This window comes from Exiguobacterium sp. s163, assembly GCF_018617135.1.
In the GTDB taxonomy this organism is placed as follows: Bacteria; Bacillota; Bacilli; order Exiguobacteriales; family Exiguobacteriaceae; genus Exiguobacterium; species Exiguobacterium profundum.
Map to the genome: position 1 here is coordinate 28,712 of NZ_JACSJN010000010.1, position 15,120 is coordinate 43,831.

The 15,120-nt window shown below is 47.1% G+C and carries 18 protein-coding genes and 1 rRNA gene; 1 reads left to right on the plus strand and 18 read right to left on the minus strand.

What is annotated here, in order from left to right; all coding sequences use genetic code 11:
* Positions 1-136: 136 nt before the first annotated feature.
* The 8 genes from purR to metG all read right to left on the minus strand — a co-directional run bounded on the left by purR (position 137) and on the right by metG (position 7,815).
* On the minus strand, positions 137-961 hold the full coding sequence (gene purR / locus KNO71_RS16905) for a pur operon repressor (RefSeq protein ID WP_012727734.1): 825 nt from the start codon (positions 959-961) through the stop codon (positions 137-139).
* Between the two features lie 73 nt (positions 962-1,034).
* Entirely contained in the window at positions 1,035-1,898 is an 864-nt protein-coding gene (ispE, locus tag KNO71_RS16910) for a 4-(cytidine 5'-diphospho)-2-C-methyl-D-erythritol kinase (RefSeq protein WP_168169881.1), read from the minus strand.
* A gap of 100 nt (positions 1,899-1,998) precedes the next feature.
* On the minus strand, positions 1,999-2,235 hold the full coding sequence (locus KNO71_RS16915) for a Veg family protein (protein WP_012727736.1): 237 nt from the start codon (positions 2,233-2,235) through the stop codon (positions 1,999-2,001).
* Positions 2,236-2,317: 82 nt separating this feature from the next.
* Complete coding sequence (gene rsmA, locus KNO71_RS16920; RefSeq protein ID WP_012727737.1) at positions 2,318-3,196, minus strand: 16S rRNA (adenine(1518)-N(6)/adenine(1519)-N(6))-dimethyltransferase RsmA; 879 nt, start codon at positions 3,194-3,196, stop codon at positions 2,318-2,320.
* Positions 3,193-3,753, minus strand: coding sequence for a ribonuclease M5 (gene rnmV / locus KNO71_RS16925; RefSeq protein WP_074035294.1), 561 nt, complete (start codon positions 3,751-3,753; stop codon positions 3,193-3,195). Before rnmV ends, rsmA begins: the two co-directional genes overlap by 4 nt.
* Positions 3,746-5,038, minus strand: a complete 1,293-nt coding sequence (locus KNO71_RS16930; RefSeq protein WP_214689616.1) for a 3D domain-containing protein — start codon at positions 5,036-5,038, stop codon at positions 3,746-3,748. Before KNO71_RS16930 ends, rnmV begins: the two co-directional genes overlap by 8 nt.
* The gene (locus KNO71_RS16935) at positions 5,035-5,802 is read right to left on the minus strand and encodes a TatD family hydrolase (RefSeq protein WP_214689618.1); all 768 of its coding nucleotides are present in this window, start codon (positions 5,800-5,802) and stop codon (positions 5,035-5,037) included. Before KNO71_RS16935 ends, KNO71_RS16930 begins: the two co-directional genes overlap by 4 nt.
* Positions 5,803-5,853: 51 nt before the next feature.
* Positions 5,854-7,815 (minus strand): methionine--tRNA ligase, encoded by a 1,962-nt coding sequence (metG, locus tag KNO71_RS16940; protein ID WP_214689620.1) that lies wholly within the window; start codon positions 7,813-7,815, stop codon positions 5,854-5,856.
* Positions 7,816-8,146: 331 nt separating this feature from the next.
* On the opposite strand from metG, the gene KNO71_RS16945 reads away from it, so the two are divergent.
* Positions 8,147-8,440: a transition state genes transcriptional regulator AbrB gene (locus tag KNO71_RS16945; RefSeq protein ID WP_012727742.1), complete on the plus strand. Its 294-nt coding sequence runs from the start codon at positions 8,147-8,149 to the stop codon at positions 8,438-8,440.
* A 16-nt stretch (positions 8,441-8,456) separates the two neighbouring features.
* Here KNO71_RS16945 and rsmI read toward each other — a convergent pair whose 3' ends face one another.
* From rsmI to rrf, 10 genes are all read right to left on the minus strand, one after another.
* Positions 8,457-9,326 (minus strand): 16S rRNA (cytidine(1402)-2'-O)-methyltransferase, encoded by an 870-nt coding sequence (gene rsmI, locus KNO71_RS16950; protein ID WP_214689627.1) that lies wholly within the window; start codon positions 9,324-9,326, stop codon positions 8,457-8,459.
* Positions 9,298-9,576 carry a GIY-YIG nuclease family protein gene (locus KNO71_RS16955; RefSeq protein WP_012727744.1) on the minus strand — a complete coding sequence of 93 codons (279 nt, stop codon included), beginning with the start codon at positions 9,574-9,576 and terminating at the stop codon, positions 9,298-9,300. Before KNO71_RS16955 ends, rsmI begins: the two co-directional genes overlap by 29 nt.
* On the minus strand, positions 9,569-10,306 hold the full coding sequence (locus tag KNO71_RS16960; RefSeq protein WP_214686170.1) for a tRNA1(Val) (adenine(37)-N6)-methyltransferase: 738 nt from the start codon (positions 10,304-10,306) through the stop codon (positions 9,569-9,571). Before KNO71_RS16960 ends, KNO71_RS16955 begins: the two co-directional genes overlap by 8 nt.
* 60 nt (positions 10,307-10,366) lie before the next feature.
* Entirely contained in the window at positions 10,367-10,702 is a 336-nt protein-coding gene (gene yabA / locus KNO71_RS16965) for a DNA replication initiation control protein YabA (RefSeq protein WP_012727746.1), read from the minus strand.
* 23 nt (positions 10,703-10,725) lie between these two features.
* On the minus strand, positions 10,726-11,556 hold the full coding sequence (locus KNO71_RS16970) for a PSP1 domain-containing protein (protein WP_031421801.1): 831 nt from the start codon (positions 11,554-11,556) through the stop codon (positions 10,726-10,728).
* 6 nt (positions 11,557-11,562) lie between these two features.
* Complete coding sequence (locus tag KNO71_RS16975) at positions 11,563-12,555, minus strand: DNA polymerase III subunit delta' (RefSeq protein ID WP_214689629.1); 993 nt, start codon at positions 12,553-12,555, stop codon at positions 11,563-11,565.
* A gap of 14 nt (positions 12,556-12,569) precedes the next feature.
* A complete protein-coding gene (locus KNO71_RS16980) occupies positions 12,570-12,899 on the minus strand; it encodes a cyclic-di-AMP receptor (RefSeq protein ID WP_031421800.1) in 330 nt (109 codons plus the stop codon).
* Entirely contained in the window at positions 12,899-13,537 is a 639-nt protein-coding gene (tmk, locus tag KNO71_RS16985) for a dTMP kinase (protein ID WP_012727750.1), read from the minus strand. Before tmk ends, KNO71_RS16980 begins: the two co-directional genes overlap by 1 nt.
* Positions 13,538-13,540: 3 nt before the next feature.
* Positions 13,541-14,959: an aminotransferase class I/II-fold pyridoxal phosphate-dependent enzyme gene (locus tag KNO71_RS16990; RefSeq protein ID WP_214689638.1), complete on the minus strand. Its 1,419-nt coding sequence runs from the start codon at positions 14,957-14,959 to the stop codon at positions 13,541-13,543.
* Between the two features lie 72 nt (positions 14,960-15,031).
* A 5S ribosomal RNA gene (gene rrf / locus KNO71_RS16995) occupies positions 15,032-15,120 on the minus strand; the annotation flags it as partial.

The window sequence follows — 15,120 nt, forward strand, 5'->3', positions numbered from 1 at the left end:
CGCATCCCCTTTTTCATCGTTGTCTACGCCATGGTGTGATCTTCTGTAAGGTTCAGTTGGTTTCAAACGAACGTCATGACTTCATATTGATAACTCTATACCCTCTAATCATAAAACGAAATCAAAATTTTGCCAATCACTTTAAGAATTGTTCCACATTCCCCCGCGAAATGGTGACAAGCCCTTCATCAGGATCGACATTCGTTAACTTCATCAAGCTGACGTATTCACTCACCATCTTCTTCTCGGCTCCTTCGGCCTCCATCAAGACACCGACGCCCGCAAGGTTAGCCTCGAATTCATTCAAGAGACTCATCATCCCACGAATCGTTCCGCCGGCCTTCATAAAGTCGTCAATTAGGAGCACATTCGCACCACGTGGCAGACTGCGACGTGCGAGCGCCATCGTACGGATCGCTTTCGATGAACCCGATACATAATTGATACTGACGGTCGAGCCTTCTGTGACACGGCTATCCGAACGAACGATGACAAACGGAACACCTAACTGCTCAGCGACCGCATAGGCAAGTGGAATCCCTTTCGTCGCAATCGTCATGACCACATCGACTTTACGGTCGGCGAAGACGGACGCAAAGACCTGCCCCATCGGTTTCACCTGACTTGGATTACCTAGTACATCCGTGAGGTAGAGATAGCCTCCTGGTAAGAGACGCTCCGGTTTTGATAGTTGCTCACAGAGCGTGTCAATCATCTCCAGCGACTTTTCCTTACTCCATCCCGGGATGAACATGACACCACCGGCTGCACCAGGGACAGTCACCAGTTTTCCAATCCCATCATGGGACAACATTTCACTGACAATGACAAGGTCTTCACTAATCGACGACTTTGCAGCTTTATAACGACTTGAAAACATCGACAACGAGACAAGCTGATGCGGATGATCAAGTAAATAACGGGTCATATCGACGAGACGACCACTTCTACGAATTTTCATACGGATTCTCCTTCACATCTTCAATAATAAACGAATGTTCTATTGAGAATATATCACTTTCATTCGTTTTTGTTCAATGTCTTTTGCCGAGAATCCGAACGACGAACACTTCTGGGCAAAATCCTTTCAATCCATTATAGATTCGATGCGCTTTTTGCTCGTGTTCAATCAGCGCAAACACGGTCGGTCCGCTTCCACTCATGAGAACACCTTCCGCTCCGCAATGACGCATCGTTTCTTTGATTTGTTTCACTTCCGGGTGCAGCTTGAGTGTCACACTCTCAAGTGAGTTCCCAAGGTGTTCACAGATTCCATGAAAATCTTTTTGACGAATCGCCTCCACCATGGCATCGGTATCAGGATGATATACCTCTTCCATACGCACTGCCCGATACACATCTGCCGTCGATACCCCAATTTTCGGTTTACCGAGAACGACATAGCACGGTGGCGGGGACGGAATCATTTCTAACTGTTCACCACGACCTCTTGCAATGGCTGTGCCACCGATGACACAAAACGACACGTCCGATCCGATCTCGGCACCGAGCTCTGCTAGCTCCTCTAATGACAAGTTCAATGAAAACAGTTCGTTCATCCCACGGAGCGTTGCCGCCGCATCACTCGAGCCACCTGCAAGGCCAGCTGCCACGGGAATCTGTTTATCGAGCACAATCTCGACCCCTTGCTGAATGTTAAAACGTTCGCGCAACAATTCTGCTGCTCGATACGCCAAATTCCGATGATCATTCGGCACATAGGCGTGTTCTGATTGAATCCGAATCTCATCCGACTCTAAAACTGTCAACTCCAAGCGATCTGCCAAGTCGACTGTCGTCATTACCATTTCTACTTCATGATAGCCGTCCGGACGCTTTCCAAGGACATCAAGTGTCAAATTAATTTTTGCCGGCGCTTTCACACTGATCGTGCGCATCACGTTCACCCTTCCCATTTGTCTCCTGTTCGCCATTGTACCGTAAACGGGCGCACAAAAAAAGAAGCAGCTGCCAATGCATCCGCCCCTCATTTATAAATCAATTACCGAATTCAATTTTAACTGTATCCGTTAGGACATCAGCGTAGCTATACGAGACACGTTCCACATTATGCAGGTCTTCATCCAATTTCACAACGAACACCGCAGGATATGTCTCAACGAGCGTTCCAAACCGAGTAACAACTTTCTTACGACCGCCGTTTGCTTTCAACGTCAATCGTTCACCAACATGCGATTCGAGTTTTTGTCTGATTTCTTGTAACGTCTTTGGCATACGCTTCACCTCACTGTTACAAGTATAGCATAATTGAATATGAAAATAAAGATTAATATTATAACGACTCGTTTTCAGGTCGTCAACTATTTTTAAGTGGTAAAATTGTGTCAGACAAACGTGCGAATTCTTCTAGGCTTAACGTCTCTCCACGACGTTTCGGATCGATTCCAGCCTCGTGAAGCGAACGTTCGAGTTCGACCTTATGTTCTTTCCCGATATAGTTTGTCAAATTGTTCAGGATGGTTTTACGGCGCTGAGCGAAGCTTGCTCGGGCCACATCAAAGAAAAATGCTTCGTCTTTCACTTGTACGGCCGGTTCTTTACGCATTCGTAGTGTAATGACGGCCGAATCGACGTTCGGTGCTGGGATGAACACGTTTTTCGGGACGATGAAACTGACTTCCGCCTCCGCATAATACTGAATCGCAATCGATAGCGAGCCGTATGCTTTCGTGCCAGGTTTTGCTCCAATCCGTTCTGCCACTTCTTTTTGAATCATCATGACGAGCGAGCGGAACTTAACACCGCTCTCAAGCAATCGCATAATGATCGGTGTCGTGACATAGTAAGGTAAGTTGGCGACCACCGAAATATCTTCAATACCTTCGTTTAAAAATTCTTGCTCCACGATCTCCCGTAAGTCCAGTTCCAATGCATCCCCATGGATGACTTTCACATGCGGATAAGGCGACATCGTATCATCTAAAATCGGCAAAAGACGTTGGTCGATTTCAAGCGCAACGACCTTTTTGGCACGCTTGGCCGATTGTTCGGTCAATGAGCCGATTCCGGGACCGATTTCAAGGACACCACTCACTTCACTCAGTTCTGCTGCTCCGACAATTTTACTCAAGATGTTCAAATCGATTAAAAAGTTTTGACCGAGCGATTTTTTGAATGAAAACCCATGTCGCTCTAAAATCGCTTTCGTTCGTTGGATTGTTGCAATGTCTTTCAACCCTGTTCCTCCTCTAATTGAGCAAGTGCCTGCTCCCACTCTTCGATCGTGACGCCGAGCGCCTCGACCCGTTTTACAAATTGTTTGGCATTCGGCTCACCGATTCGAAGCAACACCCCGAGTCGCTTCCGACGCGTCGCGGCCGCTGCTCCACCGATTAAATCCGCCTCCAACACCATTTTCCGTGTGACGATTGGTTGGTCCGTTTCGACACGCGGTTCAAACACTGCTCCTAAGACACGGCGAAGTGACTCCGGACTCGCATGTTCCACACCGATTTTCCCACGCTTGTCCTTCGCCTCGGCCCGAGGCAAGTGTGCGTGCTTACATCCTTTGACGCGTTCCTCGACAATCGCCCGAATACGATCTCCTGGATAATCTGGGTCCGTCAAAATGATGACCCCGCGCTTCTCCTGAGCACGACGGATTCGTTCAATCGTCTGATCGGATACGGCAGACCCGTTCGTTTCAATCGTATCGACGTCGAACACTTCTTGAAGTCGCGCCGTGTCGTCACGCCCTTCTACGACGATAATTTCTTGTATTTTCTCACGCATTGTCTGATCCTTCTTTCTCTTCTTCCTGCTTTGGAATCACCCAGATGGTGAGTGGTTTACGACCAAACGTTACGGCCTCTTCCTTTTCATCCATCATGATATCGATTTTTTGCCCTTTGATTGCACTTCCTGTATCCAAAGCAATCGCCATACCGATTCCCTCGACATACACGCGAGTCCCGAGTGGAATGATGGCAGGGTCGACGGCGATGATGCGCATGCCTTCATACAAAATCGTGTCGGTCACATCATATCCGCTTCTTGTCAGCACGCGTCCGTCATACGTCACCGTGTCTTCCGGATTGTTCGTATAAGCGGTCGCTTCCACAAGCAATTGTTTTGCGGATGAAAAATCAAGTACGTCATCTGTTTTCGGCGGTTCGGCAATCTCGACTTCAGCTTCCGGAATGAATGGGCTCGATTCATCCGCGGTCGTCGACTCAGCGTCGGTTACCGGTTCCGTGACTTTCTTCGTTCCCACTTTGATAATCTGCGGCATCGTTTTACGCAATGTCTCGACATCTGTTTTCGTACGATTTGTAATTGTACCATTTTCCACAGTAAGTGCATACCTTGTCCGTTCAAGTCCAGGAACCCCGACCTGCACCATTTGCTTCACACCTTCTTCGAGCGTGTCATCCTCTTCCTCAACCACTTCAAACGGAATCAACTCACTCTCATATTGAACGACATTACGATTCGTATTGACCGTAATCGTCAACCCTTCTCGGATCGGTGTGGAAGGAGCCGGCATGACCGTATCACTTTCCGTCACATCGATGTTCTCTTCCATTAAGAGTTGCTCCACATCCGTAGCCATTGTATAAATGGTCAACGCCTCTTGACCGACAATGAGATTCACGGCCACGACCGGTTGATATCGAATCGTCATCCCATTCGTCACCGGTGTACGGACCGATGGATACACCGTATCTCCGTCCCGTACCGTGACTCCGTATCGTAGTAAGACATCCTTTACGGTCCGCTCGCGCGTCTGCACTGTCTCCGTTTGACCGTAGCCAATCTGGAGCGAAACCTCGTGTGAACGCTCAATCCGAATCAAGCGGTCGTCCGGTACATCCTCACTGAGCGCCGGTGTGACATAATCTGATTCATCTAGTGTGATATTTAACTCTTCAAGCACCTCGAGAACCGAGTCAGCTCGTGTTTCATGCTCGATGACCACACCGTCGTCGACGATTCGAATCGATTCAGGTTGTAACATCACGTACGCCACAGAAGCCGTCGCAATAATACCGATACTCGCTAATACACGCTTGATCATGGGAGTCGGAACAACTTCTTCGCATTGGCTGTCGTGGCTGCAGCGAGCTCATCGTACGGCATATCGCGAAGGGTGGCGATCTCTTCAGCTACGTATTTGATGTATGCTGGTTCGTTACGTTTTCCCCGGAACGGTGTTGGGGTCAAGTACGGGCAATCCGTCTCGACAAGCAGACGATCCAGCGGCACTTCTTGCGCCACCAACTTCGGAACCTTCGCATTTTTGAACGTGACCGGTCCTCCTAACGAAATATAGAAGTTCAAGTCTAAACAACGAGGCAAAAGTTCGACGGACATGCTGTAACTATGGAACACACCACCGACTGCTTCGGCATGCTCTTCTTCTAAAATATGAAGGACATCTGCCGTTGCTTCTCGGTTATGAATGACAATCGGCATATTCGTCCGTTTGGCAATGGCGATTTGTTGACGGAAGAGGCGTTGTTGCATATCTTTCGGTGATTTGTCCCAATGATAATCGAGTCCGATTTCACCGAGTGCCATGACTTTCGGATGACTCATGAGTGTTTCGATTCGTGCTAAATCCGCATCCGTACAGTCAATCGCATCGACAGGATGCCATCCGACAATGGCATAGATATCTTCGTACGTTTCCGCCAGTTCAATGGCTCGATCGATGGTCGGTGTATCAAATCCGACGACGAGTAACGGAGAAACGCCCGCTTCTCTCGCTCGCACAATTGTCTCCTCCACGTCTTCACTGAACTGTTCCGCATTGATGTGCGTATGTGTATCAATCAACATCTTGTTTCCTCCTTAGAAAAAGAGAGGGAGACCGCGGTCTCCCCCATTCCATTATTTGACGATGGCACCGTTCGGCATCTGGTCTGAGACCGTCGCGAGCTCGAGTTTCCCGTCACGATCCGCCGCTAGAATCATCCCTTGCGAGAGTTCTCCACGGAGCTTGACTGGTTTCAAGTTTGCGACAACGATGACTTTCTTGCCAACCAAATCTTCAGGGGCATACCATTCAGCGATACCAGACACGATTTGACGTGTCTCTTTCCCAAGGTCGACTTGAAGTTTCAACAGTTTCTTCGCTTTTTTAATCTTATCGGCTTCGACGATTTGACCGACACGGAATTCGACTTGGTCGAAGACATCAATCGTGATTTCAGGACGAATGTCTTCGTCAGTTTCTTCTACTGATGCCGTCTCCGTCTCTTCAATCCGTGCTTTAGACGCCTGACGCATCATTTCTTGGATTGCATCGACTTCTTCTTTCACGTCACGACGTGGGAAAATCGGTGTCCCGTCCGTCACGACCGCATTGCTAAAGTCTGCGAATGTATCCAACGCCTCCCATGACATGTCCTCTCCCTCGAGTCCGAGCTGACGGAACATCTCTTTTGGAGCGCGCGTCATGAATGGTTGAATCATGATAGCAACATGACGAAGTACGCCCGCAAGGTGTGTCATGACAGAAGCCAACTCTTCGCGCTTCGACTCTTCTTTCACGAGAACCCATGGTTGCGTCTCGTCGATATATTTATTCGCACGGCTGACGAGTTGCCAAATGTTTGTGAGCGCGACCGAAAACTCCATGTGCTCCATGGCTTCTTCTGTTTTGCGTGTCGTCTCTTTCACCACGTTCAACAATTCTGCATCAAATGCCGTGACATTTCCGTTATATGCCGGAATGTTTCCGTCGAAGTACTTTTTAATCATCGCAATGGTGCGATTCAATAAGTTTCCGAGGTCGTTCGCTAAATCAAAATTCAAGCGGTCAACGAACGCTTCCGGTGTGAACGTGCCATCCGCTCCGAATGGAACTTCACGGAGAAGGTAATAGCGGACCGAGTCGAGGCCGTAACGGTCGATCAATGGGATTGGGTCCACGACGTTCCCTTTCGATTTCGACATCTTCCCATCCTTCATGAGCAACCATCCGTGCGCAAATACTTGCTTCGGTAATGGAAGATCAAGCGCCATTAAGAGGGCTGGCCAAATGATCGTATGGAAACGTACGATTTCTTTCCCTACCAAATGAACGTCTGCTGGCCAGTAACGGTTGAAGAGTTCATCGTTGTCTGTACCGTATCCGAGTGATGAGATATAGTTTGTGAGCGCATCGACCCATACGTACACGACGTGCTTCGGGTTCGATGGGACTTGGACGCCCCAATCAAACGTCGTGCGTGATACAGCCAAATCTTGAAGACCCGGCTTTAAGAAGTTATTGATCATCTCGGTTTTACGAGATTCTGGCAAAATAAAATCAGGATGTGACTCAAAATATTCAATCAAGCGGTCCGCGTATTTGCTGAGACGGAAGAAGTAGCACTCCTCACGAACGAGCTCGACCGGATGTCCGCTGTCAGGACTTTTTCCATCGACGAGCTGCGATTCAGTGTAGTACGTCTCATCCGGTACGGAATACCATCCTTCGTACTCACCGAGGTAGATGTCCCCATTTTTAAGTAATGTCTCAAAAACATGCTCGACCACTTTCTTATGGCGGTCCTCTGTCGTACGGATGTAGTCATCGTACGAAATTTCGAGACGGTCCCATAAGACCTTGATCTCTTCCACGACTTCATCCACGAAAGCTTGTGGCGTCACGCCTGCCTCTTTCGCTTTTTCTTGAATCTTTTGACCGTGCTCATCCGTTCCGGTCAAATAACGGACGTCAAACCCTTTTAAGCGTTTGTAGCGCGCAATCGCATCACCTGCTACCGTGGTATATGCGTGACCGATGTGCAGTTTTGCACTCGGATAATAAATTGGGGTTGTAATATAAAAAGTCGGCTTCGCCATGATTTATTCTCCATCCTTTCGACATATGCAATTTCCATTATACACGGTTCGACAAAAGAATTTCCAAACCTAATTGTTTGGAATTTTTTTGCGTTTTCTTCGTCATAAATATTCCAAAAATACCCTTTCTTTGTTTCAAGTTCAAACTTACGGGGAAATTTAGGTATATATCGTTCTTGATTCGACAAATTTCGAAAATTTACTTTTCCAGATAGTAAGCAGTTGACTGCAATTGGAAAGTTTAGTATGCTTTTTGCTGTAGTCACATTGTCGAATTTTGACGATTCATGTCACCACGAGATTTCGACATCATTGGAGGAGGAAACACAAAATGAAATCTACAGGTATTGTACGTAAGGTTGATGAGCTTGGTCGTGTCGTTATTCCAATCGAATTGCGTCGTACACTCGGTATTGCAGAGAAAGATGCTCTCGAAATTTACGTCGACAACGATCAAATCGTTTTGAAAAAATATAAGCCAAACATGACTTGCCAAGTTACAGGCGAAGTATCAGATGATAACTTCAAATTGGCAGACGGCAAACTCATCTTGTCACCAGAAGGTGCACAACGTGTTCTCGTTGAGTTGAAGAACATGCTCGAAAATTACTACAGCGAAGAGTAAGCAAGGATTTCCTTGCTTACTCTTTTTTATGCAATTGATGATACGTATCGTATACATCATTCCGAGACTCGCCGCGGTCTTTCGCAGTCTGTTTGATTGCCGCGTTTGGTTTCAGCCCTTCTTCGATATAGTGAACCACGTGCTCGTATGCAGATAGTGTTTCCCACCATGTTGTCTTAGGTGCCGCCTCTGTCGCTCCACTCACCAAGACGACAAACTCACCACGCACTTCACCCTCACACCATGTCAACGCCTCATCCACAGTTCCTCTCAAAAACTCTTCAAACGTTTTTGTCAGTTCACGACCTAATACGATTTGTCGATTCCCGAACACTTGTCGAATCGCTGTCAACATCTCTTTCAAACGATGAGGAGCCTCATAAAAAATGACGGTGCCAGGTTCGTATTGAATCGATTCGAGAATCTCAACCCGATCCTTCTTCTTACGCGGCAAGAAACCGTAATAGAGAAAACGTTCAGTTGCAAGACCGGATGCGACGAGTGCCGTAAGTGCTGCATTCGCACCGGGTAAGACGACAACCGGGATGTTTGCCTCAATGGCTAATCGCACGAGATCGCTTCCCGGGTCTGAAATTCCAGGCATACCTGCATCTGAGACAACGGCAATCGATTTTCCGGACAACAGATCGTCAATCAGTCTTGGTCCACTCACTTCTTTATTATGTTCATGATAGCTAATCAATTTTGTCGCAATGTCAAAGTGTCGGCAAAGCTTCATCGTTTGTCGTGTGTCTTCCGCTGCGATTAAGTCTACTTCCTGAAGGGTCCGTACCGCGCGATACGTCATATCCTCCAAGTTCCCAATTGGGGTCGGCACGACATACAACGTCGGTTGTTCAGTTTGATAGCTCTTCTGTGAATTCATTGGTCGTCCCCTCCATCAACTTCTCTTTTTGTGCTCGGGTCAATTGCTTGATGGACCATTCGTATCGCATGGCCTCCCGCTTCGTCTCAAACGATTGTACGTACCGAAGTCGTACAGGGAGACGGGCTTTCGTATATTTCGCACCTTTCCCGGCATTATGTGCAAGGAGTCGTTTTTCCACGTCTGTCGTATAGCCCGTGTAGTACGTTCCATCACCGCATTCCAAGATGTACGTATAATGTTTAGGCATCGAGAATAGCTCGCATCGCTTCTGTATACGTATCGTCTTCTTCATAGACAACAAATGGCGGTAAAATTTTAAGACCTGCTTTTCCATCTTTCGATCCCTCGATTAATAAGGTATTCGCCTCGCGTCCCGCTTTCGGGTAAACGAGTTGCATTCGTTTTGGTTCAATTCGATACGCACGCATCAACGTCAGGATATCCAGTAAACGTTCTGGCCGATGCACGAACGCCACTTTCCCTCCCGGTTTGACGAGTTGACTGGCCGTCCTGATGCAATCTTCTAACGTGCACAGCACTTCATGGCGCGCAATCGTATGATGCTCATTTTGATTTCGGAGTGACGTCTCGTTCGCTAAAAAGTAGGGCGGGTTACATGTGACTACGTCATATCGTGCATGCCCGAGCTGCGTCGCTGCCGTTTTCACATCGCCCTCCACCACTCGAATTCGCTCTTCAAGACGATTGACCGCCATGCTTCGATTCGCCATGTCGACCAGTTTCGATTGAATCTCCACACCTGTTATCGTTCCTTTTGTACGATATGACAAAAAGAGCGGGATTGCCCCGGTGCCAGCACACAAATCGACCAGTTGTCCTTTTTGGATAGGCACCCATACAAACTCTGCAAGCAGTACCGCATCTAATGAAAATGAGAACACATCATCACTTTGAATGATTTTACCTGGACGTCCGAGCAAATCATCAAGGCGTTCTCCATCCTTAACCGTTACCATCGTTTCCTCCTTCTATAAAAGAAAGGCGACGGATAGGGAACCCCTATCTATCGCCCCGTATTAATGTTTATTGAGCATCGACAAACAGAAGAGACAGTCCCCATCTTTTCGTACCTGTCCGTAATGGAGGTTACAAATATGGAATCCTTCTTGATACAGCGCAGCCAAATTGTTCTGCCCTTTCCCAGACAATGCGATTTGTGAATCACCATTTGTCGTATCAACTTCTGCCAATTGTTCGACTTTTTCGCGTAAGTGATGATTCTCTAGATACATATGCTGGTTCTCTTCAAGCAAATAAGCGAGCTGCTCTTTTAACACGCCTAAATGTTCGGTGAGGAGCTGCATCTGTTGCTCGATCGCATCCACCCGCATCATTACTTCTTTTTTGTCCATTCTTTCCACTGCTCAGCACCCCATCACTGTTTTGACGGTTTTCGTTTAATCGCACCCACTTCAACGAGTTCATCAATCGTATATGTGACGACACGCGTCCGATCGTGGAGCTCAACTTGAATGAGTTGGTCCAAAATGTTAAGACCGATTACCCGACCATCACCTTCTGGAATTTTGATTCGCTTGCCGACGTCTGGTAAATCACGTTTCAGTTCTTCATATGTGTCATTCTCATATTTCAAACAGCACATCAGACGACCACATACTCCAGAGATCTTATTCGGATTCAACGAGAGATTCTGGTCTTTGGCCATTTTGATCGAGACCGGTTCGAATTCCCCAAGAAATGACGAGCAGCAAAGAACCCGACCACATGGCCCAATCCCGCTAAGGAGTTTCGCTTCATCACGAACGCCGATTTGTCGGAGCTCGATTCGTGTCCGAAACACACTAGCTAAGTCTTTTACCAATTCTCGAAAGTCGACGCGACCCTCGGCAGTAAAATAAAAGATCACTTTATTGCGATCAAATGTATACTCAACATCAACTAGCTTCATTTCTAATTGATGTTCTCGAATTTTTTCTTCACAGACGGCGTGAGCATCAACGGCTGCCAGTCGATTATCGCGTACGATATCCGCATCCTTTTGGTCCGCGACACGAAGGATTGTCTTCAATGGCAGGACGACTTCGTCTTCACCGAGCTGCTTGTCGACTTGGACGATTTCCCCATACTCAATGCCACGTACCGTTTCAACGATGACATGGTCCCCACGTTTAAGCGTTGCATCGCCTGGTGAAAAGTAATAGATTTTTCCCGCTTCTTTAAAACGGACTCCAACTACTTCAAGCACGCGCTTCTATCCTTTCTGCAAATCGAACGAAAGTCGTTCGAACGTTAATTGAGGATTGACGTTTGCCTCAAGTCGCCGAATGGCCGCATGTACACTTTCAATCGCATGTGTAAGCTTGGTGACAGATCGATTTTGGATAAACGCGTTGTACAAGGCAGCCTCATTCTTAAATAGCTTCGGAGCATACATATCTCGCACTTTTAAATGAAGTGCCTCCTCCAGCCAATGTTCGAATAATTCAAGACCGACTCGCAACTCATTCCGTCCTTTGAAATGCCCTAACCATTTTTCTTGTGCGAACAAGAGCAACTCTTGAGGTCGTTTCGTCAATACTTCAATTAATTGTACCACTAGCCCGTACGCCTGTACAAACCACTCCTGCTCAAGTGCCTCTTTCGCGTCATCCCATTTCGGATAAACGGTCAAGGCAAGGTATGCCAAATCATACGTACAGGACAGTTCTTCTGACATTGTTTGCGCCAACTGAGCTCGGTCGATTGGACGAAAAGCAAGTTGTTGCGCACGCGAACGAATCGTCGGAAGAAGCAACTGTGGTTGTGTCGTCACTAAAATAGCAAGCTTACCTACACCCGGTTCTTCAAAGAACTTCAATAGACTGTTCGCCGCTTGAGTCGTCATCTTGTGCGCTTGATGAATGACGTACACTTGGCGATCACCTTCAGCACCTCGTAGTGATAAATCACTGAGCAATTGCTGAATCTGTTCTTTTTTTATACTCGCACCGTCCGGCTCCACTTCGATGTAGTCGACAATGTTTTTAGAATCCATACGCCGACAGTTTCGACACACTCCACAAGGCTCTGCACCATCTGGTGATTCACAAAATAAGGCTTTGGCGAACAATGTGGCTGTATCAATCAAATAAGGCTCATAATCTCCTGAGAAGATATACGCATGCCCCACTTTATTCGAAACGATTGAATTTTGAATGATGCGAGAAACGACAGTTTGCGACTCGCTCAATTCTTGAAAACGCATATGCCCAACTCCCATTAAAACTGATGGAATCCTTCGATCGGCAAGACGAATACCGTCGCCCCTCCGACTTGTACTTCGACTGGGTAAGGAATATACGAATCCGCATGTCCTCCCATCGGTGAAATCGGCGTGATCATTTGGTCGCGGCTCGAGCAGTTCGATTGAATCACGTCCATCAAATCATCAAGACGCTCTTGTGGAATCCCCATCATAAACGTTGTATTACCTTCTTTTAAAAATCCACCCGTCGTGGCTAACTTTGTCGCGCGGAAATCTTGCTCGACGAGTGCGTCGGACAAACGTGCGCTATCCTTATCATGTACGATTGCAATTACCATTTTCATCATTTTTGTACGCCTCCTTGTTGTAGTCGTTCGATCGTATAGTCAAGTACCTCATCCTGAATGCATTCAATCGATTGATCGGCATCAATCCGAACGATGCGTTCTGGATACTGTTTCAGTAACGTTTGGAATCCTGCATAGACACGCTCATGGAATGCTTGATCACGACTCTCGATCCGATCAAGCTGTCCCCGATCTTTCATACGTGCACTCGCCCGTTCCGGATTCAAATCGAATAAAAAGGTTAAATCGGGCGTGAGACCATTCGTCGCCCATTCATTCAATGACCGAATCTGATCAAGGTCATACTGCAATCCATATCCTTGATAAGCAATGGATGCATCGATGAACCGGTCGCAGAGAACAATGGCGCCCCGCTCTAACGCTGGCCGAATCACTTGTTCCACGTTCTGAGCCCGTGATGCGGCATAGAGCATCATCTCCACGCGTGGTGTCATCTCATGATGATCGGGAGACAATAACACTTCGCGAATCTGATTCCCGACCGTTGTTCCTCCAGGTTCTCGGGTCACGACGATGTCATATCCTTTTTGTTTTAAGTTTTCTACTAATAATTGAAGCTGTGTGGACTTTCCTGATCCATCCGGTCCTTCAACCGTAATAAACATTCCGCTCACGTTTTAAAACTCCTCTACAATAACGTCAATTTGCTCTATCATAACATGCTTACTAGCTTGAAGCTTCCTCCCTAAAGAAATCCATTCCCGGAGCACCCGGATTTTTTCTTCTGTAATCCGCTCTCCTTTTAGAATCCATGGAATACCTGGTGGATATGGAATCACCGTCTCTGCTGAAATCAATCCGATTGCTTGGTCGAACAGAACTCGCTGCATTGGAAAAGCTGTTTCTGACGTATAGAGTTCAGACACGCGCTCGGTTTGTGGGAAGGGAAAGATCGTTTCATCGTCTTCAATGATCGGCACATGGGTAGATGCTTTTTTTATTAATTTGATCCAATGTTCGATTTCCTGTTTCTTTATTTCCCTGAATGGCAAGCAGAATAACACATGATCGACTGCCGCCAACTCGATGTCTATGCCGATTGAGGCGAGATGCTGACTAAAGATCAATCCATTCTTCGGATAAGTCAGAATCGTCACTTTCGTAAAGTCATCTCCGACTTTTACAACAAAACCAGCTCGTTTTAATTCAAGAACAAATTGTGCATGGCTTTTTTGGATAGCAGACCATTCCTCATCCGTTAAACGTTCTAGATAAGAACGAGCATAATCCAATGAAGCCATGACGAGATAAGACGGACTCGAAGTCTGAAAAGAAGATAATGCATGCTTCAAGCGCGCTTCATCGATATGATCTTTATAGTGAACCCAAGCCCCCATAGTGAGGGCAGGCAACGTTTTATGAGCGGACTGCACGACTGCGCTCGCTCCTTCGAAGATTGCAGAGCGACGTGGCAACTGTGGATGAATCAAATGAGCGCCGTGTGCCTCATCGACGAGCAATGGAATGTCGAATGATGTCAAATAGTCCGAAATCGTTCGAATGTCTGCCATATCCCCGTAATAGGTCGGAGACGTCAACATGACGGCTTTCCCTCCAGGAAATGCTTGAATGGCCTGTTCGATCGTATCTAATGTCACGACAGTCGGGATGCCTGTGCCACGTTCAATGGTAGGTGTTAGTAAGACCGGCTTTAATCCTAACCATTCGATTGCGTTCCAAACCGATTTATGTGAGTTCCGTTGAACATATACCCGTTCACCACGTTTCACTGTTGCCGCGAGCATACTCCAATTTCCCGCAGTCGATCCGTTGACAAGCCATTTACTTTTACTCTCATACAACTTACCCAATGCACATTCTGCTTGCTCGATGATTCCCGAGGCATCGTGCAAATCATCTAAATGCGCTAGCTCGGTCAAGTCGTAAGGCATGACCTTTACGAATGCATCAGGTAAGCGATCATCCATCACCGTACCGTTATGATGACCTGGTACGTGGAAAGAGACGCGGTGCTCGCGAACATGCTGTTCCAGAACCTCTAAAAATGTAAACGGATTTTCCCGAGCAGGAGCCATCTGTTATTCCTCCTAAACTATAAAAATATGAAAAAAGACGATCAAGCATATGCTTGATCGTCTTCTGCGTTGGCCTGGCAACGTCCTATCCTCACAGGGGGAGATCCCCCAACTACTTTCGGCGCTGAGACGCTTAACTTCCGTGTTCGGCATGGGAACGG